At 54.4% G+C, this 23,216-nt stretch carries 22 protein-coding genes and 1 tRNA gene; 3 read left to right on the top strand and 20 right to left on the bottom strand.

Going from position 1 to position 23,216, the window contains the following annotated elements:
- Positions 1 to 36: 36 nt before the first annotated feature.
- Together NFS35_RS05455 and NFS35_RS05450 are read left to right on the top strand one after the other, a co-directional pair.
- Entirely contained in the window at positions 37 to 549 is a 513-nt protein-coding gene (locus NFS35_RS05455; protein WP_251206128.1) for a DUF6669 family protein, read from the top strand.
- Complete coding sequence (locus tag NFS35_RS05450; RefSeq protein WP_251206127.1) at positions 546 to 1,505, top strand: CehA/McbA family metallohydrolase; 960 nt, start codon at positions 546 to 548, stop codon at positions 1,503 to 1,505. Before NFS35_RS05455 ends, NFS35_RS05450 begins: the two co-directional genes overlap by 4 nt.
- A gap of 90 nt (positions 1,506 to 1,595) precedes the next feature.
- On the opposite strand, the gene NFS35_RS05445 is transcribed toward NFS35_RS05450, so the two are convergent.
- The 13 genes from NFS35_RS05445 to NFS35_RS05385 all read right to left on the bottom strand — a co-directional run bounded on the left by NFS35_RS05445 (position 1,596) and on the right by NFS35_RS05385 (position 14,379).
- On the bottom strand, positions 1,596 to 2,282 hold the full coding sequence (locus NFS35_RS05445) for a transposase (RefSeq protein WP_251206126.1): 687 nt from the start codon (positions 2,280 to 2,282) through the stop codon (positions 1,596 to 1,598).
- 137 nt (positions 2,283 to 2,419) lie between these two features.
- Positions 2,420 to 2,491 (bottom strand) — tRNA-Gln (locus NFS35_RS05440).
- Between the two features lie 81 nt (positions 2,492 to 2,572).
- Entirely contained in the window at positions 2,573 to 4,291 is a 1,719-nt protein-coding gene (locus NFS35_RS05435; RefSeq protein WP_251206125.1) for a hypothetical protein, read from the bottom strand.
- 177 nt (positions 4,292 to 4,468) lie between these two features.
- Entirely contained in the window at positions 4,469 to 6,580 is a 2,112-nt protein-coding gene (locus NFS35_RS05430; RefSeq protein ID WP_251206124.1) for a glutamine synthetase III family protein, read from the bottom strand.
- A 261-nt stretch (positions 6,581 to 6,841) separates the two neighbouring features.
- Positions 6,842 to 8,128 (bottom strand): peptidase U32 family protein, encoded by a 1,287-nt coding sequence (locus NFS35_RS05425; protein ID WP_251206123.1) that lies wholly within the window; start codon positions 8,126 to 8,128, stop codon positions 6,842 to 6,844.
- A gap of 63 nt (positions 8,129 to 8,191) precedes the next feature.
- Entirely contained in the window at positions 8,192 to 8,833 is a 642-nt protein-coding gene (locus NFS35_RS05420; RefSeq protein WP_251206122.1) for an O-methyltransferase, read from the bottom strand.
- Between the two features lie 7 nt (positions 8,834 to 8,840).
- Positions 8,841 to 9,371 carry an aminodeoxychorismate lyase gene (locus tag NFS35_RS05415; protein ID WP_251206121.1) on the bottom strand — a complete coding sequence of 177 codons (531 nt, stop codon included), beginning with the start codon at positions 9,369 to 9,371 and terminating at the stop codon, positions 8,841 to 8,843.
- Positions 9,372 to 9,498: 127 nt separating this feature from the next.
- Positions 9,499 to 11,172: a ribonuclease J gene (locus NFS35_RS05410; protein WP_251206120.1), complete on the bottom strand. Its 1,674-nt coding sequence runs from the start codon at positions 11,170 to 11,172 to the stop codon at positions 9,499 to 9,501.
- Positions 11,153 to 11,626 carry a Fur family transcriptional regulator gene (locus NFS35_RS05405; RefSeq protein WP_251206119.1) on the bottom strand — a complete coding sequence of 158 codons (474 nt, stop codon included), beginning with the start codon at positions 11,624 to 11,626 and terminating at the stop codon, positions 11,153 to 11,155. The genes NFS35_RS05410 and NFS35_RS05405 overlap by 20 nt, the downstream gene beginning before the upstream one ends.
- A gap of 53 nt (positions 11,627 to 11,679) precedes the next feature.
- Positions 11,680 to 11,949, bottom strand: a complete 270-nt coding sequence (locus NFS35_RS05400; protein WP_251206118.1) for a DUF1292 domain-containing protein — start codon at positions 11,947 to 11,949, stop codon at positions 11,680 to 11,682.
- A 38-nt stretch (positions 11,950 to 11,987) separates the two neighbouring features.
- On the bottom strand, positions 11,988 to 12,461 hold the full coding sequence (ruvX, locus tag NFS35_RS05395; RefSeq protein ID WP_251206117.1) for a Holliday junction resolvase RuvX: 474 nt from the start codon (positions 12,459 to 12,461) through the stop codon (positions 11,988 to 11,990).
- Positions 12,462 to 12,477: 16 nt separating this feature from the next.
- Positions 12,478 to 12,741: an IreB family regulatory phosphoprotein gene (locus NFS35_RS05390; RefSeq protein WP_251206116.1), complete on the bottom strand. Its 264-nt coding sequence runs from the start codon at positions 12,739 to 12,741 to the stop codon at positions 12,478 to 12,480.
- A gap of 141 nt (positions 12,742 to 12,882) precedes the next feature.
- Positions 12,883 to 14,379 (bottom strand): MiaB/RimO family radical SAM methylthiotransferase, encoded by a 1,497-nt coding sequence (locus NFS35_RS05385; RefSeq protein ID WP_251206115.1) that lies wholly within the window; start codon positions 14,377 to 14,379, stop codon positions 12,883 to 12,885.
- A 98-nt stretch (positions 14,380 to 14,477) separates the two neighbouring features.
- On the opposite strand from NFS35_RS05385, the gene NFS35_RS05380 reads away from it, so the two are divergent.
- Positions 14,478 to 14,711, top strand: a complete 234-nt coding sequence (locus tag NFS35_RS05380; RefSeq protein ID WP_251206114.1) for an HPr family phosphocarrier protein — start codon at positions 14,478 to 14,480, stop codon at positions 14,709 to 14,711.
- Between the two features lie 273 nt (positions 14,712 to 14,984).
- Here NFS35_RS05380 and thiI read toward each other — a convergent pair whose 3' ends face one another.
- The 7 genes from thiI to NFS35_RS05345 form a co-directional block, all read right to left on the bottom strand.
- Complete coding sequence (gene thiI, locus NFS35_RS05375; RefSeq protein WP_251206113.1) at positions 14,985 to 16,166, bottom strand: tRNA uracil 4-sulfurtransferase ThiI; 1,182 nt, start codon at positions 16,164 to 16,166, stop codon at positions 14,985 to 14,987.
- A 132-nt stretch (positions 16,167 to 16,298) separates the two neighbouring features.
- Positions 16,299 to 17,471 (bottom strand): cysteine desulfurase family protein, encoded by a 1,173-nt coding sequence (locus NFS35_RS05370; RefSeq protein ID WP_251206112.1) that lies wholly within the window; start codon positions 17,469 to 17,471, stop codon positions 16,299 to 16,301.
- Positions 17,472 to 17,701: 230 nt separating this feature from the next.
- Positions 17,702 to 18,448 (bottom strand): 16S rRNA (uracil(1498)-N(3))-methyltransferase, encoded by a 747-nt coding sequence (locus NFS35_RS05365; RefSeq protein WP_251206111.1) that lies wholly within the window; start codon positions 18,446 to 18,448, stop codon positions 17,702 to 17,704.
- Positions 18,449 to 18,599: 151 nt separating this feature from the next.
- Positions 18,600 to 19,589: a 50S ribosomal protein L11 methyltransferase gene (gene prmA / locus NFS35_RS05360; RefSeq protein ID WP_251206110.1), complete on the bottom strand. Its 990-nt coding sequence runs from the start codon at positions 19,587 to 19,589 to the stop codon at positions 18,600 to 18,602.
- Positions 19,590 to 19,615: 26 nt separating this feature from the next.
- Positions 19,616 to 21,286, bottom strand: coding sequence for a hypothetical protein (locus tag NFS35_RS05355; RefSeq protein ID WP_251206109.1), 1,671 nt, complete (start codon positions 21,284 to 21,286; stop codon positions 19,616 to 19,618).
- 495 nt (positions 21,287 to 21,781) lie between these two features.
- A complete protein-coding gene (locus NFS35_RS05350) occupies positions 21,782 to 22,624 on the bottom strand; it encodes an anti-sigma-I factor RsgI family protein (RefSeq protein WP_251206108.1) in 843 nt (280 codons plus the stop codon).
- The gene (locus tag NFS35_RS05345; RefSeq protein ID WP_251206160.1) at positions 22,624 to 23,100 is read right to left on the bottom strand and encodes an RNA polymerase sigma factor; all 477 of its coding nucleotides are present in this window, start codon (positions 23,098 to 23,100) and stop codon (positions 22,624 to 22,626) included. The genes NFS35_RS05350 and NFS35_RS05345 overlap by 1 nt, the downstream gene beginning before the upstream one ends.
- Positions 23,101 to 23,216 lie beyond the last annotated feature (116 nt).

Below are 23,216 nucleotides of genomic sequence, written 5' to 3'. Positions count from 1 at the left end.
TTAACAGGGAAAATGTACAATGAGGAGGAAATGACAATGCAGCAATTATATCAGGCCAAAGGCCTGCTGAGCCGGGAATTCGTCGGGCAGATCACCTATACTTTCTGCCTGCCTTACGCCCTGGAAGAACTGGATATCTGCCTTACCTTCGAGAAGCAGCACTATGATTCTCCGGACCAGGTGCCTGTGGAGGAGCTGACGGATTACTGCCGCAGCCATTATGATACCAGGGAGTATGAGCATCTGAGCCGGGAAGAACTGTCTGTTCTTTTTTTCAAAGAAACAAAAACGGAAATACATATATCCGCCGCGTTGAACGACCGCTTCATCGGCTGCATTCATAAACAGCTGACCTGCCGCCACATGCATTTCGGCCCTGACGCGCTTTCGGAAGGCTGCCTGATGCCGGAGCCGCCTATGAAAGGCGTGCTGAAAGTGACCGTTCTGGCATTTCAGATTCTCATGGACGATACACCTTATACCGTGACGGTATCCGGCCGAAAAGCGGGCGGAAAAGAAGAAACGAATCAAGGAGGCGGACTGTCATGACTTTCCTGAGACTTGAACTTCACAATCATACTACGGAGTCCGATGCCTCCATCACCTGCGGGGAATTGCTGGATTATATGGCGGAGAATGCAGTGGATGCCTTCGCGCTCACCGACCATAATACCATCTCCGGCCATGCCAAAATGGAGACTCTGCTGAAGAATCATCCAGCCCCTGTCCAGTGCATTTACGGCATGGAATATACGACTTACTATGGGCATATCCTGTGCCTCAATCTGCCGGAATATGTGCCCTGGGACTCCATCGATCCCGGGAATCCGGAACTGATTTTCAGGCAAATTCGCAAAACCGGCGCTCTGGCAGGGATCGCACATCCCTTTTCCTTTGGCTATCCTTTTGCTACAGGATGCCGCTTTGAGATGCATATGACCGACTACAGCGCAGCGGATTTCATCGAAATTTTCAACAACCCGGAGCCTCTGTACGCCGTCAACCTGCCGGCGCTGACGCTCTGGGAGAAGCTCGTGCTGGAAGGGATTCACATTGCGGCCACCTCCGGAATGGACCTTCACAACAGGGCACCTTTTGAGGGGCAGTACGCAACCTTTATTCAGAAGCAGGATACCCCCATCTCCCAGGCGCTGACAGAGGCAGTCCGCTCGGGACAGACCTGGGTTTCCAAAGGGCCTTTGCTGACAGCCCGCAGCATTCCGCAGGAGCAGAGCATCCTCTTTGAAATCCAGGATGGTAAAAAGACCGGTTGTCCTGTGGATTCCGGGAAAAAATACCTTATGACGCTGCGGATGCCAGGAGGAAGCCTCACGACAGCCATCTCCCCTGACAGTCCTTTATGCATCTCCCGGAGCAGCCTCGCCGTGTTTGCCCAGGGGCCGGAACCCTGTCCTGTGATTCCGAAACTATATGAAGAAAACCAGGAATTGGAATCCCTGCTCTGTGTCTCACCTGTCCTGTACCTGCCGCTGGCTGGCAGATAGACTGGAAGTGACGCTATCCGTTAGGATTTTATGCCAGCCCTTGATTTTACGGCAAAAAGCAACCCCGGTGAATCTCTCCACCGGGGCTCATCATTTTCTCCGTCTTTTACCTACCCCTTTCATTGTCTCTTTTATTCTGTCCAATGGAGGACACATACGGTAAGAAAAAGCTTGAGTTTCCGCAAACTGCACTGAAAAAATGAATATGCCTATTAAAAGTACCAATCTGCCATTTTTTGAATGCAGTTGAGCATGCTCCGTGATGCCGTAGACCAGGACAAGGCAGATGTCCTTCCTGGAAGCCGTAATCTGTACTTTTACATGGGAAAGATAGGCATCATGTTTTTTGCCTTTATAATAAAGCGGCATTTTGATCTTGCCCTTGCGCTGTTCCCGCAGCTGTGTGGCCGGGATCCGTTTCCCATGGAAGAGGAGCTTGCGCCTTGCCGTAAGGCGGATGACGTAGTCCTGCTCCAGCCCATGGAGCTTCAGGAACATCTTGTTGTCGTCGTATCCCCTGTCCATGACGAAAGTGGCCTTTCCGAACAGGGAGGCGGCCCGTTCCATTGCTGAAAAAGTCACATCATTGATGGATGTGAAGTCTTTCTCTTTTGAAGAATGGACCTTGGAGAAGATACTGACGGGATGGCCGTTCTTCGTGAGGGCGCAGGCTTCTGTGACATGATAGCCTTTTTCATAGACGTTCTTTGTGTCCGTGCTTTTGGAGCCGTCCCTGACAAGGCCAAGGGATTCGAACTTGCGTCCATCCGGTTTCACGATGTCGCTGTCATTTAAATTGACCTATGAATTGGCATTTTCCTCACCACAACCCAGTTTACATCCCTAAATCCCGCAAACCCTTGATTTTGCTGCACAAAAAACCCCGGCGAATCTCTCCACCAGGGTCTGTATAACAGGGCTACAAGGATTCGAACCTTGAAATGACGGAGTCAGAGTCCGTTGCCTTACCGTTTGGCGATAGCCCTATGTCACATCACTTGATACATTATACACGAAGTGTTCCCAGTTTGCAATACCTTAATTCAAAAAATTTCAAAAAAATTATGCTACCATTCCTTCCTGTAAACACGTATATAAGTTCCATTGACATAAGAATCGAAGTTTTCCCCTATCCATTCCATAATCCATTCATCTTCGGGAAAATGCGGTTCGCCGAACCAGCAGTCCAGGACTACGACATCCGGCTCTTTCCATGGGTTCAGTTCCCAATAAGACAGCAGCTTTTCACTGTACGTAGGACTGGAAATCGTGGAATCCACGCAAATTTCCGTATCCTCATACAAATATCCTATGGTGCTGACCGGATAGCCTACAATCAATACCTTATCCCCTTCGTGCACATATTGTCTCCAGTCTATCAGGTTCGCATTTCTGATGTATGCCCCCATATAATCCGAAAAAATGCCCAGCATCGGCCCATCCCTGACCACATTCCTCACAGAAAGGATAGTCGCATGCAGTCTGTTGCACGGCCGGAACACATAGATGTTCTTAAAAATGACCACCGCCAGAAACAGAATGAACATCCCGTACATTTTCATGCGCTTTTCATTTGGCATGGTTTTCTGCAAGTACTTTCCAATCGGCATCATAGATACCATGATGCCCAGCGTCAAGTACGCAACTGTCGTCAATAAAGTAAGATTCGTCAAAAGCAATACTGCCACACAGCTCCACAGGCTGATTTCCGCCCCTATGTCGAAAGCCATGCGCTCTTCTCTGTCACAGTTCTCCCTCAGTATAAACGCAAAAAACAAAATCGGGATGTAGACGGCCACATATAACAGCCTGAATATCACATGAAAGCCATTTTCACTTAAGTCAATCAATATGTGAATAAAATTATAACTAAGCAGAAAGATGAAGAATCTTTTGACATAGTCGAATTTTGTCAGAATGCCACTCCTGCCGGCAGACACTTTGCCGCTCAGAAACGAAAGAATAGCGCAACCGCCAAATAAAACAGCCACGCTCCCCGCCTCCGCGGCATAGGTTTTCAATTGTACTGCAAATTTCCCCACCTGATGTGTCTCGTCTCCCGTTATGATATAATTCACTGAAGTCCAAAATTGGCTCCATCCCGCCTGTGCTGTCAAAATTCCCAGATATGTGCAGCCAAAGGCAAAGCATACACCCGAAAACACCCACATATCCTTCCCTTTTGTCACAGAATAGCGGCATAAAAGTACCAGCATCAGAGGAAAAAGTATAATTGCAGACGGATACGAGAGCACCTCCAGACAAAAGCAGACAGCTGCCAGTACAAGGAAAAAATTTTTCCTCCCCGTCTCCCCTTGCCTCTGTAAGTAAGTAAAGAGGGAACAGCACAGCAAGACTGAAAAATACACCATCATGTTGGAAAAGTCCAATATCATAAAGTTTTTTGCATTGACCGTCATGAAAAAAGCACACATAAAAAAGAGAATATTGTGGTTACAATATTTCCGGAATGTGCGGTAGAACACATATGCCACTCCCAGTTTTGCACCTAATCCCACTATATTAAGATATAGCGCGATTCCTGTAGTAGTACCGGTCAAAAGCAGGTATATTTTAATAAAGACAGCGTTCAAAAAAGCTGATGTCTGGTGGGGTTCCCACATTTGCGCTATCATGTGGTCTCCTCTGGCCATACGGTAAGACTGGGCAATCGCATATTCACAGTCCACATCAAAATCCAGGAAAACACGCTTTATATTAGCAAGTATTACTCCCACAAGAATGGCCAACATCCACTTTGGTATCTCACAAAGTACTTTCCGCATCCTGCATCTCCTCCAAAACCCACTGTCTCCCTATTACAGCGACAGTCTGATTATAGCATGCAAGCGCAAAGCGGGCAATCTATTTCTGCCGTTTTCTTCCCTTTGCTTTCATAATCTCCATAAACGTCATGCGCCCCTGCCAAAGGCAGGGACGCGCATCCTGTGAATTCTATCCTCTTAAACCTCAAATGTCAGCTCGCCGTATGACGGCACCGGCCAGACACCCTTATCCACAATCATCTCCAGCTCGTCAATGGGCGCACGGAGCGCATCCATGGCCTCCCTGACGGTATCTTTGTAGTAAAGCGCCTGGGACTTCATATCTGTTATAGCCGCAGCCGCAGCAGCGGCCTGGCTCAATCCGCTCAGCGCTTCCTGCGCCGCGGTGAGCTTTTCATTCACCTTGCCCAAAAGCCTTGCCTGCACTGTAGGCTCTACCCCGGCTTCCCTGACAGCCACCACAGCATCCGCCAGCTGTTTGGTATACTTTGCCACAGCAGGGATATACTTCTTGCCTGCCATGTCGATCATGGTATTGGCCTCGATGTTGATCGTCTTCACATAGGTCTCATAGATAATCTCTTCTCTGGACTCCAGCTCCACCTTGGTAAAGATGCCGAATTTCTCGAACAGCTTCACCGCCTTGTCCGTGGTCAGCGTGGCGGCCGCCTCCACCATGGACTTGATGTTGGGCAGGCCGCGCCTGGCCGCCTCCGCCACCCATTCGTCGGAATAGCCGTCACCGTTGAAGATAATCCTCTGGTGGGCCCCCAGATACTCCTTAATCAGATCATGGACGGCAAGCTCAAAGTCCTCCGCCTTCTCCAGCCTGTCGGCCGCCTCGCAGAAAGCCTCCGCCACAATGGCGTTCAGCGTAGTATTCGGGCTGGCGATAGAATCCGAACTGCCTACCATACGGAACTCGAATTTATTTCCGGTGAAAGCAAAAGGCGATGTCCTGTTGCGGTCCGTGGCATCTTTCTCCAGGTCGGGCAAAGTGGACACGCCGGTCTCCAGCTTGCCGCCCTCCAGGCAGTGCTCCGCCTCGCCGGTCTCCACCAGCTGCTTCACCACATCCTCCAGCTGCTCGCCCAGGAAGACGGAGATGATGGCGGGAGGCGCCTCGTTGGCTCCCAGTCTGTGGTCGTTGCCCACGTCCGACGCGCTCTGCCGCAGCAGATCCGCATGGATGTCCACGGCCTTGATGATGCATGCCAGGACCAGCAGGAACTGGATATTCTCATTGGGGGTCTCGCCGGGATCCAGCAGGTTCACGCCGTTGTCGGTGCCCAGCGACCAGTTGTTATGTTTGCCGGAACCGTTCACCCCCGCAAAAGGCTTCTCGTGGAGCAGGCAGGTGAGCCCGTGACGGCCCGCCACCTTTTTCATGGTCTCCATCACCAGCTGGTTGTGATCCACGGCGATGTTCGCGGTCTCATAGACCGGGGCCAGCTCATGCTGGGCAGGCGCCACCTCGTTGTGCTGGGTCTTGGCCGTAACGCCCAGTTTCCACAGCTCCGCGTTCAAATCTTTCATATACGCGCCCACGCGCTCTCTGATGGTGCCAAAATAGTGGTCTTCCAATTCCTGTCCCTTGGGTGCGGGCGCGCCGAACAAGGTCCGGCCTGCAAAAATCAGATCCTCTCTCTGCAGATATTTCTCCCTGTCCACCAGAAAATACTCCTGCTCCGGCCCCACGCTGGCCACCACTTTCGTAGCCCCGGTATTGCCGAACAGCCGCACAATGCGCAGCGCCTGCTCGCTGATCGCCTCCATGGAGCGCAGCAGCGGCGTCTTCTTGTCCAGCGCCTCCCCGGTATAGGAGCAGAATGCCGTGGGGATGCAGAGGATGACTCCCGTGGCGTCCTCCTTCAAAAAAGCCGGGGAAGTGATGTCCCATGCCGTGTAGCCTCTGGCCTCAAAGGTAGCCCTCAAACCTCCGGAAGGGAAAGAGGAAGCGTCTGGCTCGCCCTTGATCAGCTCCTTGCCCGAAAACTCCATGATCATCTTGCCGTCCTCATCGGGATGGGTCACGAACGCGTCATGCTTCTCCGCCGTGATGCCGGTCAGGGGCTGGAACCAGTGGGTGTAATGGGTGGCCCCGTTCTCCACCGCCCAGTCTTTCATGGCCTTTGCCACCACATCGGCAGCCGCCAGGGACAGCTCGCCGCCCTGGTCCATAATCTGCCTGACCTCTTTGTATACGCTCTTCGGCAGCCTCTCTTTCATCTTACCGAAAGTGAATACTTTGCTGGCAAAAATCTCTTCCACATTCAATCTCTCGCTCATTTTCTTCTCCCTTCTGTCCTATCCTCCCCTGAACGAAAAAAAGTTCCAAAGTAACATCTTACTATGGAACCTCCTCGTTCATTGAATACCAATATGCAGAAGCGGCAGCCCCATCCGGCACCAGCGCTTCGTTGTTATTAAAATACCTTACTTTCCGGCAAAATGCAATACCCCAAATCACTTTTCTCGTTTTCCGCTAATAAAAGTAATGTTTCCCTCCTTACGTCCGGCACATTGCACATAGTCCGGTCTCCGGGAGTTCTAATCTTTTGCCACATTCGCCACCCTGAGCAGATCGCCGGGGCAAGGGGTTTCCGAAAGTTTTACCCAGACTGTCTGCCTGGCATGGGGGCAGCTCTCCACCGGCTCCCCGTCCGCATTGTACATGCCCTCCACCGTCACAGGCACATTTCTCCCATCCGGCTTCATGATCTCAATGGCCTCCCCCACGGAAAATTTGTTCCGCTGCCCGAACCGCGCCAGAACGCAGTTTTCCTCTTTCCGCGTCCCCTGCGGCCAGGGTGCCGCCACCTCTTCTATATTCCCCAGATAGATATATTCGTTCACATAAGTGCTTTCGTCATATATCTGGGTTTCCCGGGAGGGCTTTCCGAAATAAAAGCCCGTGGTGAACTGGCGGTAGGTGCACTTGGCAATCTCCGCCCGGTACCAGTCCATGTTTTCCCGATAGCATTCCTCAGAAATAAAATAATCATCTATAGCTTTGCGGTAGGTCCGGGCCATGGTGGCGATATACAGCGCCGTCTTCATGCGCCCCTCTATCTTCAGGCTGTCGATTCCAGCCTCCGCCAGCTCCGGTATATGTTCTATCATACATAAATCTTTGGAATTGAAAATATAGGTGCCCCGCTCATTCTCATAAACCGGCAGATATTCCCCGGGTCTGGTCTCCTCCACCACCGCGTACTTCCAGCGGCAGGGATGGGTGCAGGAGCCCTGATTGGCATCCCTCCCCGTAAAGTAGTTGCTCAGCAGGCAGCGCCCGGAATAGGAAATGCACATGGAGCCCTGCACAAAGCTCTCTATCTCCATCTCCTCCGGGATACGTTCCCGGATAGTATGTATCTCTTCCAAAGACAGTTCTCTGGCGGACACCACGCGCTTGGCCCCAAGCTTCCACCAGAACTGATAAGTTCTGTAATTGGTATTGTTGGCCTGTGTGGAAATATGGATCTCCACCTCCGGCCACACTTCTCTGGCGATGGCGAACATGCCCGGATCCGAGATGATCAGCGCGTCGCACCGCTCCGGCTCCATGTCCCGCAGCTCCTGAAAATAGGCGGCCGCTCCCTCCAGGTCGTCATTGCGGGCCAGGATATTGGCCGTGACATATACTTTCACGCCTTTTCCATGGGCAAAGGCAATCCCCTGCGCCATCTCTTCCGGCGAGAAATTCTTTGCCTTGGCCCGCAGGCCGAAAGCCTCTCCGCCGATATATACCGCGTCCGCCCCGAAGATGACCGCGGTCTTCAGTCCCTCCAGGCTCCCCGCCGGCATCAAAAGCTCCGGTTTCTTTCTCCGGCCCATAGTCCTGCCATCCTTTCCTTTACATTTCCCGCCATACAGACTATATCAATGTCTTCTGTCCTTTTATACTTTGGTGCTCACAGTCACACCGTCTCCCACCGGCAGTATCACTGTCTCCAGCCGGGGATGGTGCTTCAGTTCATACAGATACTCCCGCATCCTGGCGTGAATGGTGCGGTTTCGCCTTGCCACCGCAAAGCGGGACTGAATCACGTCTCCGTCCTGGAGCACATTGTCCGATATCAGCAATCCCCCGGGAGCAAGCAGCCGCAGGCTGTCCGGCAGGAAACGGATATACTGCCCCTTGGCGGCATCCATGAAAATCATGTCATAGGTCCCCGTCAGCTCCCGCAGGATATCCGCGGCGTCCCCCTCCAACAGGGTGATCCTGTCCTCCCGCCCCGCCCGCCTGAAATTCTCTTTCGCGGCGGGAATCCGTTTTTCATATTTCTCAATGGTAGTGATATGACAGTCTTCAGGGCCGTACTCGCTCATCAGCAGCGCAGAAAAGCCCACCGCGGTCCCCACCTCCAGAATTTCTGCGGGCCTTTTCAGCGCCAGCAGGAATTTCAGCAGACTCTGGGTGGGCTTCCGCACGATGGGAATCTGGTTCTCCAGCGCGTCCTTTTCTATTCCGTCCAGAAAGGCTGTGTTCCCTCTGTCCAGCGAATCGATGAAGGCCGCCGTCCTCTCGTCTATGATCATTGCGCTTTTACTCTCCGGTTTCCGTTCCCGCGCCGTCTTCAGGCACGTCCTGGCCGGACGCATCCCCCTCGTCTCCGCCGTCCTCCGGCTCCATGCCTCCCGCAGGAGGAAGCCCCGCTGAAGAGGAATCCCCCTCGCCGGCTGTGCTGTTCCCCTCGTCCTCTTCCTCCTCGTCCGTCGCCACCACCATGGCCTGCATCATTTCCTCCACGGTCATGGCCGTGCTCAGTTCAAAGGTTCCCGGGCCCACGTCCTCCCTGTACTCCGAGAGATAATACTGCAGCACAAAGAGCCTGGCATCCCGCACCAGTCCCCTGCCCTCGAAGAGTTTCCCGATGTCGGACACGGACATGTCAGGGCTGATTGTCACTGTCACAGCCCGTCCATCCCCGGTAGTCATGGCAGGTTCCGTAAAAATCCGATAACCATAATCGTAACAGATTCCGGCCCCCCTGTAGATCAGATACACCACCGCCACAGCCATAACCACCCGAAAGATGGCTCCCATCACGGCAGCTATTATGCTTGTCACTTTCATATCAACCTCCGCGCCGCCTGTGACGGCACATACAGCAGAAAATCATAGTGCAGGTTTTCTGTTGTCATAAACACCCGGCGAACCGATGCAAGTCCGGGAGAATGCGCCTGAAACTTATTCCCGCGCTTCATACTTCCATAATGATCGGCAGTATCATAGGCCGCCTCTTGGTCTTCTTCCAGACATAGTCGCTGAGAGCATCTTTTGTAGTATTCTTCAGCTTCCCCCAGTCCGTCACCCTGCGGTCCAGACATTTCCGGATGGCTTCATCTACGATTTGTCGTGCTTCTTCTATCAGTTCATCGGATTCTTTTACATACACGAATCCTCTGGATACAATATCGGGGCCTGCCACCAGCTCCCCTCCTGCCCTGTCCAGGCTCATGACCACTACCATGATGCCGTCCTCGGCCAGATGCTGACGGTCCCGAAGCACCACATTTCCCACATCTCCCACGCCCAGGCCGTCCACCAGAATCGCTCCCACAGGGACTCTGCCCGCCACGTCCGCGCGGTCCTTGTCCAGTTCCAGCACGTCGCCGGAGGAAAGGATGAAGATATTGTCCTTCTCAATGCCGAGGCTCTGAGCAATCTTCGCCTGGGCCTTCAGGTGCTTGATCTCCCCATGGACGGGAATGGAATATTTCGGCCTGATCAGCGCGTAGAGCAGCTTGATTTCCTCCTGGCAGGCATGTCCGGACACATGGGCGTCCTGGAAAATCACGTCCGCCCCCTTGCGGATCAGCTCATTGATGACCTTGGTGACGGATTTCTCATTCCCGGGGATGGGATTGGAGGAAAAGATGACCGTATCCCCGGCGCCGATGCTAATCTTGCGGTGCATGCCGCTGGCCATGCGGCTCAGCGCCGCCATGCTCTCTCCCTGGCTTCCCGTGGTGATGACTACCTGCTTCTCATTGGGGTAGTCCTTCATCTGGTCCACCTCGATCAGCGTATTGTCCGGGATGCTGATGCAGCCCAGGTTCCTGGCCGTATCGATGATGCTCACCATACTGCGGCCGTCCACGCAGACCTTGCGCCCGAATTTGTACGCGCTGTTGATGATCTGCTGCACCCTGTCCACATTGGAAGCAAATGTGGCCACGAAAATCCTTGTATTCTTATGCTCCTCAAACAAATTGTCGAAAGTGGCGCCAACGGTCCGCTCGGAGGGAGTGAATCCGGGCCTTTCCGCGTTGGTGGAATCGCACATCAGCGCCAGCACGCCTTTCTTGCCCAGCTCCGCGAAGCGCTGCAGATCGATGGCGTCTCCGAAGACCGGCGTGTAGTCCACCTTGAAATCCCCTGTGTGCACCACTACCCCCACCGGGGAATAAATCGCCAGCGCCGCCGCGTCCACGATGCTGTGGTTCGTCTTGATGAACTCCACCCTGAACTGCCCTAAATTGATGGACTGGCCGAACTTCACCACCTTGCGCTTCACCCGCTTCGTAAGCTCATGCTCTTTCAGCTTGTTCTCAATGATGCCCATGGTAAGCCTGGTGGCGTAGATGGGCACGTTGATGTCGCGGAGCACATAGGGAAGCGCTCCGATATGGTCCTCATGGCCGTGGGTGATTACAAAGCCCTTTACCTTGTCGATGTTGTCCTTCAGATAGGTCACATCGGGGATGACCAGGTCTATGCCCAGCATGTCGTCCGCCGGGAACGACAGGCCGCAGTCTACCACAACAATACTGTCCTCGTACTCAAACGCAGTAATGTTCATGCCGATTTGTTCCAGGCCCCCTAAGGGAATTATCTTTAGTCTGGAACCGCTGTTATTCTCTTTTTTCTTCAATCAAATCTCCTCCACATTCTACACAATAGCCGTAGAGCTTCACCTCATGATTCACAACCCGAAATCCGGTAGTGGCAGCAATTTTCCTCTCCAGCTCCTCCAGCAGATCATCCTGAAAGGAAATCACTCTACCGCATTTGATACAGATCAGATGATGATGGCGGTGCTTTCCTGTGCCCTCCAGAGCACTCCCCATCTCGTAGCGCACAAAACCGTCATCAAAATTAATCCGGTCAATCAGATGCAAGCTCCCCAGCAATTGTATGGTTCTATAAACAGTAGCCAGCCCGATGTCCGGACAGTCTACTTTTACAAGCTCAAATATCTCTTCCGCTGTCAGATGCTCCCGCGGGCGGGAACCGATGGCCTCCAGCACCGCTGTCCGCTGTCTGGTGACCCTTAGCCCTTTTCTCTTCAGCAGCTGTTCTGCTTTTCCTTTGTCAAAAAACGCCATATTTCAACTCCGCACGGATCAGGCTGCTGTGCGCAGAAAATCCCCTCTCCGGCTCATTCGCTCTCAAGCTCCACATCCTCCAGCATGTTCTCGAACACGCCTGCCACAGCGGCAAGCTCCTCGTCGTCGGACACGATAGTATACACGCCCTCCGCCTCTCCGTCCCTGGATGTATCTTTCAGAATCAGGGCATCGCCGTCGCCCTCCTCCACATCGGTGACGAGGATGTAGTCAACTCCGCCTATCTTCGTCTGTTCCAGCACGTAAAAATCTACCGGCTCTTCTCCCTCCGGCTGAAATGTAATCTTCTCCTGTTTCGCCATTTCCGCTCCTAAGTCGTTTCCCTGTGCCAACAAAGTCCTCAGAGGGTATCCTGCTCTTCATCCGATCCGGCAGGATTCCCTGAACCTTTCTCCCTATTGCGGTTGTCCAGATACCCTTGCAATATCAGGGATGCCGCAATCTTGTCCACATAGTCCTTTCTCTTTTCCCTGCGGATGCCGGCCTCTATCATGGCCTTGTCCGCCGCCACCGTGGTCAGGCGCTCGTCCCACATGATGACGGGCAGCCCTGTCCTCCGCTCCAGCTTCTCCCGGAACTGCTCCGTCAGCTCCACGCGCACTCCTTCCGTAGCGTTCATATGCTTCGGAAGCCCCAGCACGATTTCCTCCACTTCGTATTCCAGTATCAGCTCTTCAATCCGGGCCAATGTACGGCGCAGCTTGTCCTCCCTCTCCCTGCGGATGATCTCCACCCCCTGGGCCGTTATGAGCAGGCTGTCGCTGACAGCTACCCCCACTGTCTTAGAACCGAAATCGAGACCCATTATGCGCATAGGGCGCCTCCTTTTCCTATTCCCATTCTTTCGTATGGATATACTCCGTCAGCAGCTCCTCCACCAGCTCGTCCCGCTCCACTTTCATAATCATGCTCCGCGCGTTCTTGTGGCTGGTGATATAGGTGGGATCGCCGCTCATGATGTACCCCACAATCTGATTCACCGGGTTGTAACCCTTTTCCGTCAGCGCCTCATATACGGCAGCCAGCACCGCCCTTGCTCCGTCTGCAGGTTCCGAGTCAACCTTGAAGTATTGTGTATTTTCCAGTTTCTGCATGTCATGACTCCTATCCGCCCGCCTTTGCGGACATATTGCATCAAAATTTCAGGATTCCTCTTCCCATTGATTTATGTGCCGCAAAAGCAATCAACATCGCTACTTCCCTTTATCATAACTCATTTGTTCCAAAAATTCAAGCTACATCAGAATTTCCTCTGTGAGGAAATCCCTGACCCGTACTTTTGCCAGCGTATTTATCGCCGGTACGTCTCCTTCTGCACGGTCCGTCACATCTACCGCGACTTTTACATAGTCCTTTGTATGGCCGATGCAGTAGGTGCCGCCGTCTATCTCCCGGGTCTCCTCCAGAAGCACCTCGGCTTCTTTTCCTATGTACCGTCTGCGGAATTCCCAGGACTGCCGCTCCCGCATGGCTATCAGTTCGGCGCTGCGGCTGGCCTTCACCGGCTCGGGTATCTGGTCCGGCATGGAATCAGCCGCTGTACCGGCTCTCCTGGAATATTTGAAGACATGCATCTCATAAAACCGCACTTTCTCCAGGAACTCCCTGGTACAGGCGAATTCCTCCTCCGTCTCCCCCGGAAAGCCCACGATGACATCCGTGGTAATGGCCGGTTCCCGGAAGTACCGCCGCAGAATCTCCACGCTTTTATAGTATTCCCCGGCAGTGTAATGTCTATTCATCCTTTTCAAGGTAGCGTCGCAGCCGCTCTGGAGGGACAGATGGAAATGGGGGCAGAGCTTGGGGAGCGCCGCCAGCCGCCTGGCCGTCTCCGGGGTGATGATGCGGGGCTCCAGCGAACCTAAGCGGATCCGCTCCAGTCCGCTTACCTCATGAATCCTTTCCACCAGATCCGTCAGCCTGCTGTGTCCGTCATATCTTGGCTGCCGTTTCTTTTCTATCGGCCTGTCGTCCGCGCCGGCAGCGCATCCCCTTTCCTGCCTGACATCCGCGTACGCGGCGCCTTTCCTCTCCTGTCCGTCATCCGCCTCTGAGGCTTGTCCCGCCTCCTGCGGGCTTTCCCCAAAATCGATTCCGTAAGAGCTGATATGGATGCCAGTGAGCACCACCTCCCGGTAGCCTGCCCTCACCAGCCCCTGAATCTCCTCCAGGATATCCTCCATCCTGCGGCTCCTGACCCTGCCTCTGGCGTAGGGAATGGCGCAATAGGAGCAGAACTGGTTGCAGCCGTCCTGGATTTTGATATAAGCCCTGGTATGCTCCGCCGTCCGCTTCAGCTGCATCTCCTCGTAATCGTAAGTATGGCCGATGTCCAGAATGGTACTGCCCTGCAGCGTCTTGTCTCCGGCCCCGGCCCTTTCCTGCCGTTTTTCCAGATACTCCTCCAGAATCGGCACGATGTCCTTTTTCCGGTTGTTGCCGATGGCAAGGTCGATGCCGGAATCTTCCTCAACTGCCTCTCTTCCCGTCTGCACATAGCAGCCCACGGCCACCACTACCGCGTCAGGATTCAGCTGTCTGGCGCGGTGCAGCATCTGCCTGCTCTTCCTGTCCGCGATATTGGTCACTGTGCAGGTATTTACGATATAAATATCGGCCGCTTCATCAAAAGACACAATACGGTATCCTTTTTCCTGAAGCATTTGCCGCATTACATCCATTTCATAGGAATTCACCTTGCAGCCCAAATTATACAATGCCACACTTTTCATGATTATTCCCCACTTTTTTTGTACTGTTTTCGCCTTGACTTTTGCGCCTCCAACCTTTAATATGTTGACTGGAAGATATAGAAAAGGAGGCAAGGAAGATGAAGACAGTACAAATTTTCTTAAATTCAATCGACAAAGTAAAATCCTTTGTGAACGACATCTCCAAGTTCGATTATGATTTCGATCTGGTGTCCGGCAGATATGTAGTTGACGCAAAATCCATCATGGGCATCTTCAGCTTAGATCTGTCCAAACCCATCGATCTGAACATCCACACAGAGGAAGGCGCAGACGAAGTACTGGAGTTCTTAAAACCCTACATCGTACCGTAGGACTTTGTTCCCGCGGCGCGTACATAGGAAGACAGACAAAAAGGCCTCTTGCGGGACAGACCCCGGAAGGCCTTTTTTATTGTATCAGCACATTGATTCCAGACCTGCCGCCCGCAACAGCAAACAAAACTCCCGAACCGGTCCAAGGCCTGAAGAATGCCCATGCACAAAACGAACAGGACTCGCTTGTGCATTCTTCCGTGTGAACGCACTTCTCACACTGGGAGCATAGAAGTTCTTAGGGCGCGTACTTTGCGGCCTTAGAACTTCTTCTCACGCTTCTACCACAATCAGTTCTTTCGTCTCAAGGGCAATCCGCACCAGCTCCTCTATCCCCTCGTCCAGATTGTGCTCATGGCGGCGGATGACGTTCAGATTGGGCTTGGTCACCGGATGCTTGGCCACAAAAATGGTGCAGCAGTCCTCGTAGGGCAGGATGGAGGTCTCGAAAGTCCCGATTTTCTCTGCCACCTCCACAATCTCCTGCTTGTCAAATCCAATTAAAGGACGATACACCGGCAGGCTGCACACCTCATTGGTGGCAACCAGGGACTGCATGGTCTGGGATGCCACCTGGCCGATGCTCTCGCCGGTAATCAGCCCCAGGCAATCCGTCTCCTTTGCGATTTCCTCCGCAATCCGCATCATATACCGGCGCATGATGATGGTCAGCTCCTCATGAGGGCATTTCTCATGGATATAGAGCTGGATGTCCGTGAAATTGATCACATGGAGCCAGACAGGGCCCGCGTATCCGGCCACGATTCTGGCCAAATCCACCACTTTCTGCTTCGCCCGCTCGCTGGTGTAGGGCGGCGCATGGAAATATACCGCGTCCAGCTTCACGCCGCGCTTGGCTATCATGTACCCGGCCACCGGGGAATCGATGCCGCCGGACAAAAGCAGCATGGCCTTGCCCCCCGTACCTACCGGCATGCCGCCAGGACCCGGTATGATTTCCGAATAAATATATATTTTTTCACGGATTTCCACATTCAGCAGGATTTCCGGGCTGTGCACGTCCACGGTCATCTCGGGATAGGCGTTCAGGACGGCCTCCCCCAGATCCGCGTTGATTTCCATGGACTCCTTTGGGTAATCCTTGCGGGCACGGCGTGAATGGACCTTGAAAGTCTTATGCTTGTCCGGGTAGACTTCGTCCACATAGGCCACGATTCTCTCGGCCAGTTTCCCGAAGCCCTCGTCCTCCGCGTATACCACAGGGCATATGCCGGAGATGCCGAACACCTTTTTCAGCCGCTCCACCGCCTCTTCGAAGTCGAACTCCCCCTGGGCCTCCACGAAGATGCGCCCCTGGGACTTATGAATCAGGAACTGTCCGTCACATTTCTTCAGGGCCAGCTTCATCTGGTGCACCAGCATGTCCTCGAAGAGATAGCGGTTCTTCCCCTTGACGCCGATTTCGGCATATTTTATCAAAAACGCTGTAAACATATCTTATCCTTTCTTACTTTACTGCGGACCGCCGGGATTTACAGCGATGCCTCCGGGGAAGTACCTGGCCGGCGGTCCGCAGTCGGGTTGTACTGTAAATTTTTCAAACGCACTTTCCCCGTCAGCCTGTTCTCATCTTCTCCGGGTATATTTACGCAACACAGGAATTTTATCATACATTGCCCGCAGTGTATAGTCCAATTCTTCCTGGGTGGTATAGACGGAAAAGCTGAATCGGATGGTGGATTCCAGCAGGGGTTTCTCCACGCCGATGGCTTTCAGCGTAGCCGAGGGCTGGGGCTTTCTGGCGGCGCAGGCGCTTCCGGCGGACACATAGATTCCCTCTTCCTCCAGGGCGTGGAGCAGCACCTCGCTGCGCACGCCCTCCACCGACACGCTGACGATATGGGGAGCCGTCCCTGCCCCGTCCGGCTCCCCCGGCAGCAGTCCGTTGATTTTCACGCCCTCCAGCTTTCTGACGCCGTCACAGAAGTATTTCTTGCATTGGTACAGCCGCTTCACGTCATCCTCAAAATGCGCCTCCAGAAGCTCTGCCGCCCGGGCGAAGCCTGCCATCCCGGGCACATTGTCCGTGCCGGAGCGGAGGTTCATCTGCTGGCCTCCGCCGTGGAGAATGGGCTGAATCTTCACCTGGCTGCCGATATACAGAAGCCCTATGCCCTTGGGGCCGTGAATCTTGTGGCCGCTGACGGACAGCAGGTCTATGCCCATCCTCTTTGGGTAGATTTTCGCCTTTCCGAAGCCCTGTACCGCGTCCACATGGAACAGGGTGCGGGGGTTCATGCGCTTGATCAGCGTTCCCGCCTCCGCTATGGGCTGCAGGGATCCGATTTCATTGTTGGTATGCATGACGGATACCAGGATGGTGTCCGGAGTCATGGCCCGGCGCAGATCCTCCAGGGAAATCACGCCGCAGGCATTCACCGGCAGATAGGTCACGGTGTAGCCGGCGGATTCCAGATACCGCATGGTATTCAGGACGGCCGGATGCTCAATCCGGGTGGTAATCAGATGCTTCCCCTGTCTGGCGCCCGCCCTGGCGCAGCCGATCAACGCCATATTGTCCGACTCCGTCCCGCCTGAGGTAAAGAAAATCTCCTTTTCATTCACTTTCAGGATTCTGGCGAAAGTCTCTTTTGCGCTTCTCAAATATTGTTCTGCCTGTACGCCTTTCATGTGGAGGCTGGACGGGTTGCCGTAGTCCTCGCACATGATTTTCGTCATCAGTTCCGCCACTTCCGGGAACACTCTGGTGGTGGCGGAATTGTCCAGATAGATTTCCATGACTTTACTCCTTTATCAAATCAAACAGCTCTCCATACGGCGCTCCCGGCAAAGCGCGTCCATAGCTGCAGTCATCTTACCTTATCATATGCCGGAACCGCTGTCCATGTCCCTGCGCCTGCTCTTTCAGGCACGGAATATGACTGCCCTTCCCCGGATTCCTCCTGTACTGCCTGCTGCTTATTACATTTTCTCCGACATAAGGTAAGTCTGCAGGACAGGCACCGCCTCTAGGACTCCAGCTGATACATAATCCAGGACAATACCGCAAGGCCTGCCGTCTCCGTCCGCAAAATACGCTTTCCCAGAGTGATAGGCCGGATTCCGTTCTCTGCCGCAAGGGAAATCTCCCCCTCCGAGAAGCCTCCCTCCGGCCCTATGAACACTGCCACGCTTGTACCAGGTTTTAAGTTCTCCATGATTTCTTTTGTCCGGGACATGTCCTCGGCCAGTTCGTAGGGAATCAGCGCCACATCCATCATTGAGGCCTCTCTGACTGCATCGGAAAAAGATGACACTTCTGTCACTTCCGGGATGATGGCCCTTTTGCTCTGCTTGGCGGCCGCCCGGGCAATCCCCTGCCACCGGGTTCTTTTCGCCGCGGCTTTTTTGTCGTCCAGCTTCACCACGCAACGGCTGGCGGCCACGGGTATCACCTGACGGACGCCCAGCTCCACGGCTTTCTGGATGATCAGCTCCATCTTGTCCGCCTTGGGAAGCCCCTGAAAGAGATATACCTGAGAGGGCAGTTCCACCCTGTCCTCCTTCATGAAGCGAAGCTCGCAGAGGATTTCCTCCTCCCCGAGAGAAAGGATACCGCAGCGGTACTCTCTGCCGTCCAGGCCATTGCTGACGGAAATCTCCTCCCCTGCCCGCATGCGGAGGACATTCTTAATATGGTTCACATCCTCCCCCGTTATTATGACACGTTTGTCGGAAATATAAATCTGCGCCGGATCTACGAAAAACTGATACATGATTTTCTCCTGTTTCTATTCAGAAACTTTCTCCAGTAACTTCTCTCAATGACTTCTCTCAGCAGCATTTCCCAAGAGCCCTGTCCCTCCCGCCCATAACCGGTTCTTTCCGCATCAGGCGCTGCCTTTCGCGGTACACAGCCCCGGAAAATCAGAGCCCTTTCTGTGCCGTCACGCTGACCCACTCGCCCTGATGGTTCACCTCGAGCACTTTCAGACCTGCCGCTTTCACGGCCTCCACCACGGCCTCCTCCTTATCGTCTATGATGCCGGAGGTAATATAGATTCCGCCGGGCTTCAGCTGGTTCATGATAACAGGGGTCAGGGGCACCAGCACATCCGCCAGTATGTTGGCCACCACAATGTCATAGCAGCCAAATCCCACACGCTCCTGCACGGATTTCTCCGTAATGATATTGCCGATGAACATCTCAAAGCGGGAGGAATCGATGGCATTGGCCTCACAGTTTGCGGCCACAGCCTCCACCGCGCATTCGTCCAGATCCGTACCCACCGCGTGTCCTGCGCCGAACATCAGAGAGAGAATCGACAGGATGCCGCTGCCCGTGCCCACGTCCAGCAGCCTTGCGGCAGGCGTCATGTACTTGCGAAGCTGCCTCACGCACAGCTGGGTGGTCTCGTGCATCCCCGTACCGAAAGCCGTGCCCGGGTCGATGTGCAGCACTATCCGGTCCCTGTCCTCCGCATTCACGTCCTCCCAGGAGGGAATTACCAGAATATCGTCTATATAGAACTGGTGGAAATACTGCTTCCAGTTGTTGATCCAGTCGATGTCCTCTGTCTCGTCCACTGTGATTACGCCCTCTCCGATGTCACAGAACTGCCGCAGCTCCTGCAGCTCTCCCCGTACCCTCTCCAGGATAGCCGCCTCATCCACAGGCTCCCCGCAGACCTCCAGGCGGCCGTCCTCTTTTTCCTCTACGAAAAAGCTTAAGTACGCGATTCCGTCATCCTCCGGCCCCTCCGGCAGGATGTCCACGAACATCTGTTCTTTCTCCAGGGCAGTCAGGGGCACTTTGTCCTCGATCTGCGCGCCCTCCAGGCCGATGTCGCAGAGGGCGCTGATGATGATATCCTCGGCTTCTGTCACGGTCTTTATTTTGAATTTCTTCCACTTCATGATTGTGTTCTCCATTTTGTGATATTTTATTTACGCTGTCCCGATTGGGAGCGCATCCTGTGCTCGCATATCCCAAGGACCAGAAAAAGCAGCGGCGCGTTCAGCACCTGTTGGAAACTGATGAGGGAATGGGCTCCGTACATGGCGATTGCCAGAAGTCCTGTCCAGAGGTCATATGCTTCCGGGCCGGACAGACAAGCCGCATCGCCCCGGCCGCTTCGGCTGCCGTCCCCGCTTCCTGCAAGCCTCCGCCGGCCGCTCTGCCCCTGCGCAGGGCTTTGGCTGTCGCTTATACTCTGCGGACAGCCAAAGCCGCAGCCCTGCCCATAGCGCCACAGCCCCGCCAGGAATATAGCCAGATAACTCAGCGTCCCCAGTATCCCCACATTGCACAGCTGGCTTAAGAATTCATTGTGGGCATTGGTATAGACAGCCCCCTCCCAGTGCTCCCCTTTCCAGACATCCGTCCCGGCGCCAAGCCTGCCGAAGACAGCCACCCCATAGCAGTCCGGCCCGGCTCCCAGCAGTTTTGTCTTCACATCCGCCTCTCCGAAGCCCTCCAGCGCGATGCGCCACAAGAACCCTCTGCCATTTCCAAAGCTGTCATCAATGCCATGCCTGGACAGGACGAACAGGGCCGCTGCCAGACAGACCGCCACACCGCCGAAAAATGCAATCTTCACCAGCCGGTGATGAATCCAGTCCCCCAGGATATGCCCTTTCTTCGCCAGCCACAGACAGGCCGCGATGCACACCACCCCGGCTATTATCCAGGCATACCACTCCACGCGCGCGAAGACATTTCCGTCCGCCACCACGGCAGCCTTATTTCCCCGCAGCTTCATTCCCAGCCCCATAAGCGGCATGCACAGGAAAAATCCCGCCAGCAGCGCCCACAGCTTTGCCAGCACGGCTGCGCTCTTTCTCCCCAGCCACATACATCCTGCCACACAGACTGCCAGAATCAGCAGGCCTCCCTGACTGCCCTGTACTCCCAGCAGCACAAAAGCAGCCACATTCACCACATACAAAAGCAGCTTCCGTCCCAGCCGCCCCTCTCTCAGGAAATGAACCACCGAAAAGGCCAGCGCCACGCTGTAATAACCGCACAGCCAGTTGATATTTCCCAAAGTGGACAGCATGTGGCTGTATTCCCAGTTCTGATAGTTCCAGTATATCAGCAGCCGCAGCGGGTCTATCCCCAGACGGTGCAGCAGCCCGAACAAAGTCACCAGAAACAGCGCGGCCTCCCCCAGATACAAAGGCAGGCGCCCCCCGTCATACCGCCTGGACACAAAAAAGTAAATCCCCACGAACAGCAGCTGGGAGACTGCCCCCATGTACCAGCCCTCGTAGCCTGTCCACGCAAGATCTCCGTAATCGCTGCCCAGCGCGGAAAGCAGCACACAGACGCCATAAGCCGCTACAGCCCAGTCCGCCATGCTAAACTCCGGCCTCAGGCTCCCTTTCTCCGGGGTCTGTCTCCCCACTCGCTTCGCCGCGGACCAGATGCCTATTGAAAGTCCTGCCGCCAGCCAGATTCCCAGACAGAGAAGCGAAATATTCTGGAACAGCATATATTTCGTCTTTCCCAGATACCAATACCCCTCCCCGGTATACAGGGGCAGCGCCACCAGCAATGCCGCCAGGTACAGCTTACATAAAAGTCCCAGGAACTCGTTATTTCCACTCTTCATACTCGCAAATCCGCCCCGAACCGGCAGATATTCCCATCCTCCATGGCCGCCTCCCGCTCCGATTCTCCGCGCCCGCCCCGGCGCTGTCCCCGATTTCCTTTTCCCGTCCAGAATCCGTCCGGTACAAAATAATTACATTCTATGATATCCTGTCAGGGCCGTTCTGTCAACAATAGAACCGCTATCGCAGCGGGACTGTGAAGCTGGTGGCCATCTGTGACAAGTGGCAGGAGGGCCTGCGCCGCCACAAAGAGAGCAGCCCGGAGCCGGACATGGCCTGCTACACGGATTTCGACGATTTCATCCGGCACGACATGGACGCCTTAATCTATGACGACAGCATCAACCGGAATTATATCCCCTCCTGGCAGCCGGACGATTCCGGAAAGGACTTCGGCCATGGGGACTCGGACTTTTACTCCATGTACCATTTCATCGAAAAGCTCCGGGGCAATCAGGCTGCGGACACCATAGATGTATACGAGGCGCTGGATTTCAATGGCCGTGGCCGGATTTATGGCCATCGTACTCCATCGGATATTCGCTTTCCTGCACGCCCTCATATTGTCCCTTATGCTCTGTTCCGTGTTCCGTTTCATGGCCTGTCTCATGCTCTCCCTGGCTGTCTCCATGACCCATGCCATGCTCATGCTCTTCCAGCATACCGTGGAGCTGGGACATGCTCATGTCATGGCAGTCCTGCACCGTGACAGAGGGCTCGTACTGGAGCAGAAGCCGGTACGCCAGATACTTGCCGAGGGAAAGCCCGTTCTCATGGGCTTCTCCCACCAGGCTCATGTCCGCCCCCACGCTGCTGCCTCCGTGCTCCAGACAGCCGGAGGAACGGGCAATCTCCGCAAGCATCCTCTCTTCTTTCAGCGCGCTGGCCGTGGCAACCGTAAAGGTAAGCGCCGCGTCTTCTGTCAGATAGGGCCGCATCTTTTCGCTGCTCACTATCCGCTCAATGGCATCTTCATAGTGCAGTCCTTTTACCGAAATGTTTCCGGCGATCTCCTCGCCGTCCGCGTTGTAAGCCCTCACATCGATGACCCTGTCCAGCCGGTTCAGCTCCAGCTCCAGAGAGGGATTCACATCGATGCTCACATAGGCCACCGGCATCCACAGCACAGCATAGCTGCCAATGCCCAGAAACACGGCCAGCATGGCGCAGGCCGTCACAAAAGCCAGCCGGGCCGCCGGATGGAGCAGGCGCCTCTTTGCGCCCGGGCAGCTTTCGCGCTGTCTGGCATCCCTCAGGAACTCCTTTGCGGCATCCTTCAGCCCCTCATCGGCCTTTACGCAGTCGAAAGCGTCTCTAACTTTATTCTCCAGTCCCATCACAGATCACCTCCCAGCACGTCTTTCAGCATCGTCCGCCCCCTGGACAGAAGCGAATAGACCGTATTTTCCTTTTTGCCGAGAATGCGGCTGATTTCCCCGGCAGAGTAGCCCTCATAATAATGCAGATAAATAGCATCCTTGTACTTCGCGGGCAGCGCCAGAACGGCATCCAGGACCTCTGTCTGTTTGGGCGGAATCGATGCCGCCTCCTCCGCAAGCTCCTCCAAAGGCAGGGCGCTGTGGCGGAAAAAACTTTTCAGATAGTCCTTGCACGCATTCAGCGTAACGCGGATGAGCCACGCTTTCTCATGCTCCGGGCCCTCAAAGCTTCCCTCATAGAGCAGATATTTCAAAAATACAGTCTGGAAGACATCCTCCGTGTCGGCTGCATTTTTCAGATGATACAGACAAATCCGCTTTATCATATCCGAATACTGCTCCACCGCACGGTCTACCTCGATTTCACTGCGCACCGGTTCACCGCCTTTTGCTATCCTAAGAATCGTTCCCCTGTCCCTGCACAGCCTCCGTGCCCTGGCGGCGGGGATTCCCCTTACTGATCCGTAAACCGCAAAAAGGACTGCCGCGC

It is taken from the genome of Acetatifactor aquisgranensis, assembly GCF_943193215.1.
Classification (GTDB): Bacteria; Bacillota; Clostridia; order Lachnospirales; family Lachnospiraceae; genus Acetatifactor; species Acetatifactor aquisgranensis.
This window is presented reverse-complemented; position numbering and strand designations above follow the sequence as displayed.

Excerpts from the sequence above, each read along its gene's own strand:
- NFS35_RS05415 (WP_251206121.1), bottom strand. The coding sequence starts at position 9,371 with ATGAAAGTGACAAGCATAATAGCTGCCGTGATGGGAGCCATCTTTCGG.
- NFS35_RS05380 (WP_251206114.1), top strand. The coding sequence starts at position 14,478 with ATGAAGACAGTACAAATTTTCTTAAATTCAATCGACAAAGTAAAATCC.
- thiI (WP_251206113.1), bottom strand. The coding sequence starts at position 16,166 with ATGTTTACAGCGTTTTTGATAAAATATGCCGAAATCGGCGTCAAGGGG.
- NFS35_RS05390 (WP_251206116.1), bottom strand. The coding sequence starts at position 12,741 with ATGCAGAAACTGGAAAATACACAATACTTCAAGGTTGACTCGGAACCT.
- NFS35_RS05425 (WP_251206123.1), bottom strand. The coding sequence starts at position 8,128 with ATGGGCCGGAGAAAGAAACCGGAGCTTTTGATGCCGGCGGGGAGCCTG.
- ruvX (WP_251206117.1), bottom strand. The coding sequence starts at position 12,461 with ATGCGCATAATGGGTCTCGATTTCGGTTCTAAGACAGTGGGGGTAGCT.
- NFS35_RS05450 (WP_251206127.1), top strand. The coding sequence starts at position 546 with ATGACTTTCCTGAGACTTGAACTTCACAATCATACTACGGAGTCCGAT.
- NFS35_RS05455 (WP_251206128.1), top strand. The coding sequence starts at position 37 with ATGCAGCAATTATATCAGGCCAAAGGCCTGCTGAGCCGGGAATTCGTC.
- NFS35_RS05405 (WP_251206119.1), bottom strand. The coding sequence starts at position 11,626 with ATGGCGTTTTTTGACAAAGGAAAAGCAGAACAGCTGCTGAAGAGAAAA.
- prmA (WP_251206110.1), bottom strand. The coding sequence starts at position 19,589 with ATGAAGTGGAAGAAATTCAAAATAAAGACCGTGACAGAAGCCGAGGAT.
- NFS35_RS05365 (WP_251206111.1), bottom strand. The coding sequence starts at position 18,448 with ATGTATCAGTTTTTCGTAGATCCGGCGCAGATTTATATTTCCGACAAA.
- NFS35_RS05420 (WP_251206122.1), bottom strand. The coding sequence starts at position 8,833 with ATGATCATAGACGAGAGGACGGCGGCCTTCATCGATTCGCTGGACAGA.
- NFS35_RS05435 (WP_251206125.1), bottom strand. The coding sequence starts at position 4,291 with ATGCGGAAAGTACTTTGTGAGATACCAAAGTGGATGTTGGCCATTCTT.
- NFS35_RS05370 (WP_251206112.1), bottom strand. The coding sequence starts at position 17,471 with ATGGAAATCTATCTGGACAATTCCGCCACCACCAGAGTGTTCCCGGAA.
- NFS35_RS05355 (WP_251206109.1), bottom strand. The coding sequence starts at position 21,286 with ATGAAGAGTGGAAATAACGAGTTCCTGGGACTTTTATGTAAGCTGTAC.
- NFS35_RS05385 (WP_251206115.1), bottom strand. The coding sequence starts at position 14,379 with ATGAAAAGTGTGGCATTGTATAATTTGGGCTGCAAGGTGAATTCCTAT.
- NFS35_RS05350 (WP_251206108.1), bottom strand. The coding sequence starts at position 22,624 with ATGGGACTGGAGAATAAAGTTAGAGACGCTTTCGACTGCGTAAAGGCC.
- NFS35_RS05430 (WP_251206124.1), bottom strand. The coding sequence starts at position 6,580 with ATGAGCGAGAGATTGAATGTGGAAGAGATTTTTGCCAGCAAAGTATTC.
- NFS35_RS05400 (WP_251206118.1), bottom strand. The coding sequence starts at position 11,949 with ATGGCGAAACAGGAGAAGATTACATTTCAGCCGGAGGGAGAAGAGCCG.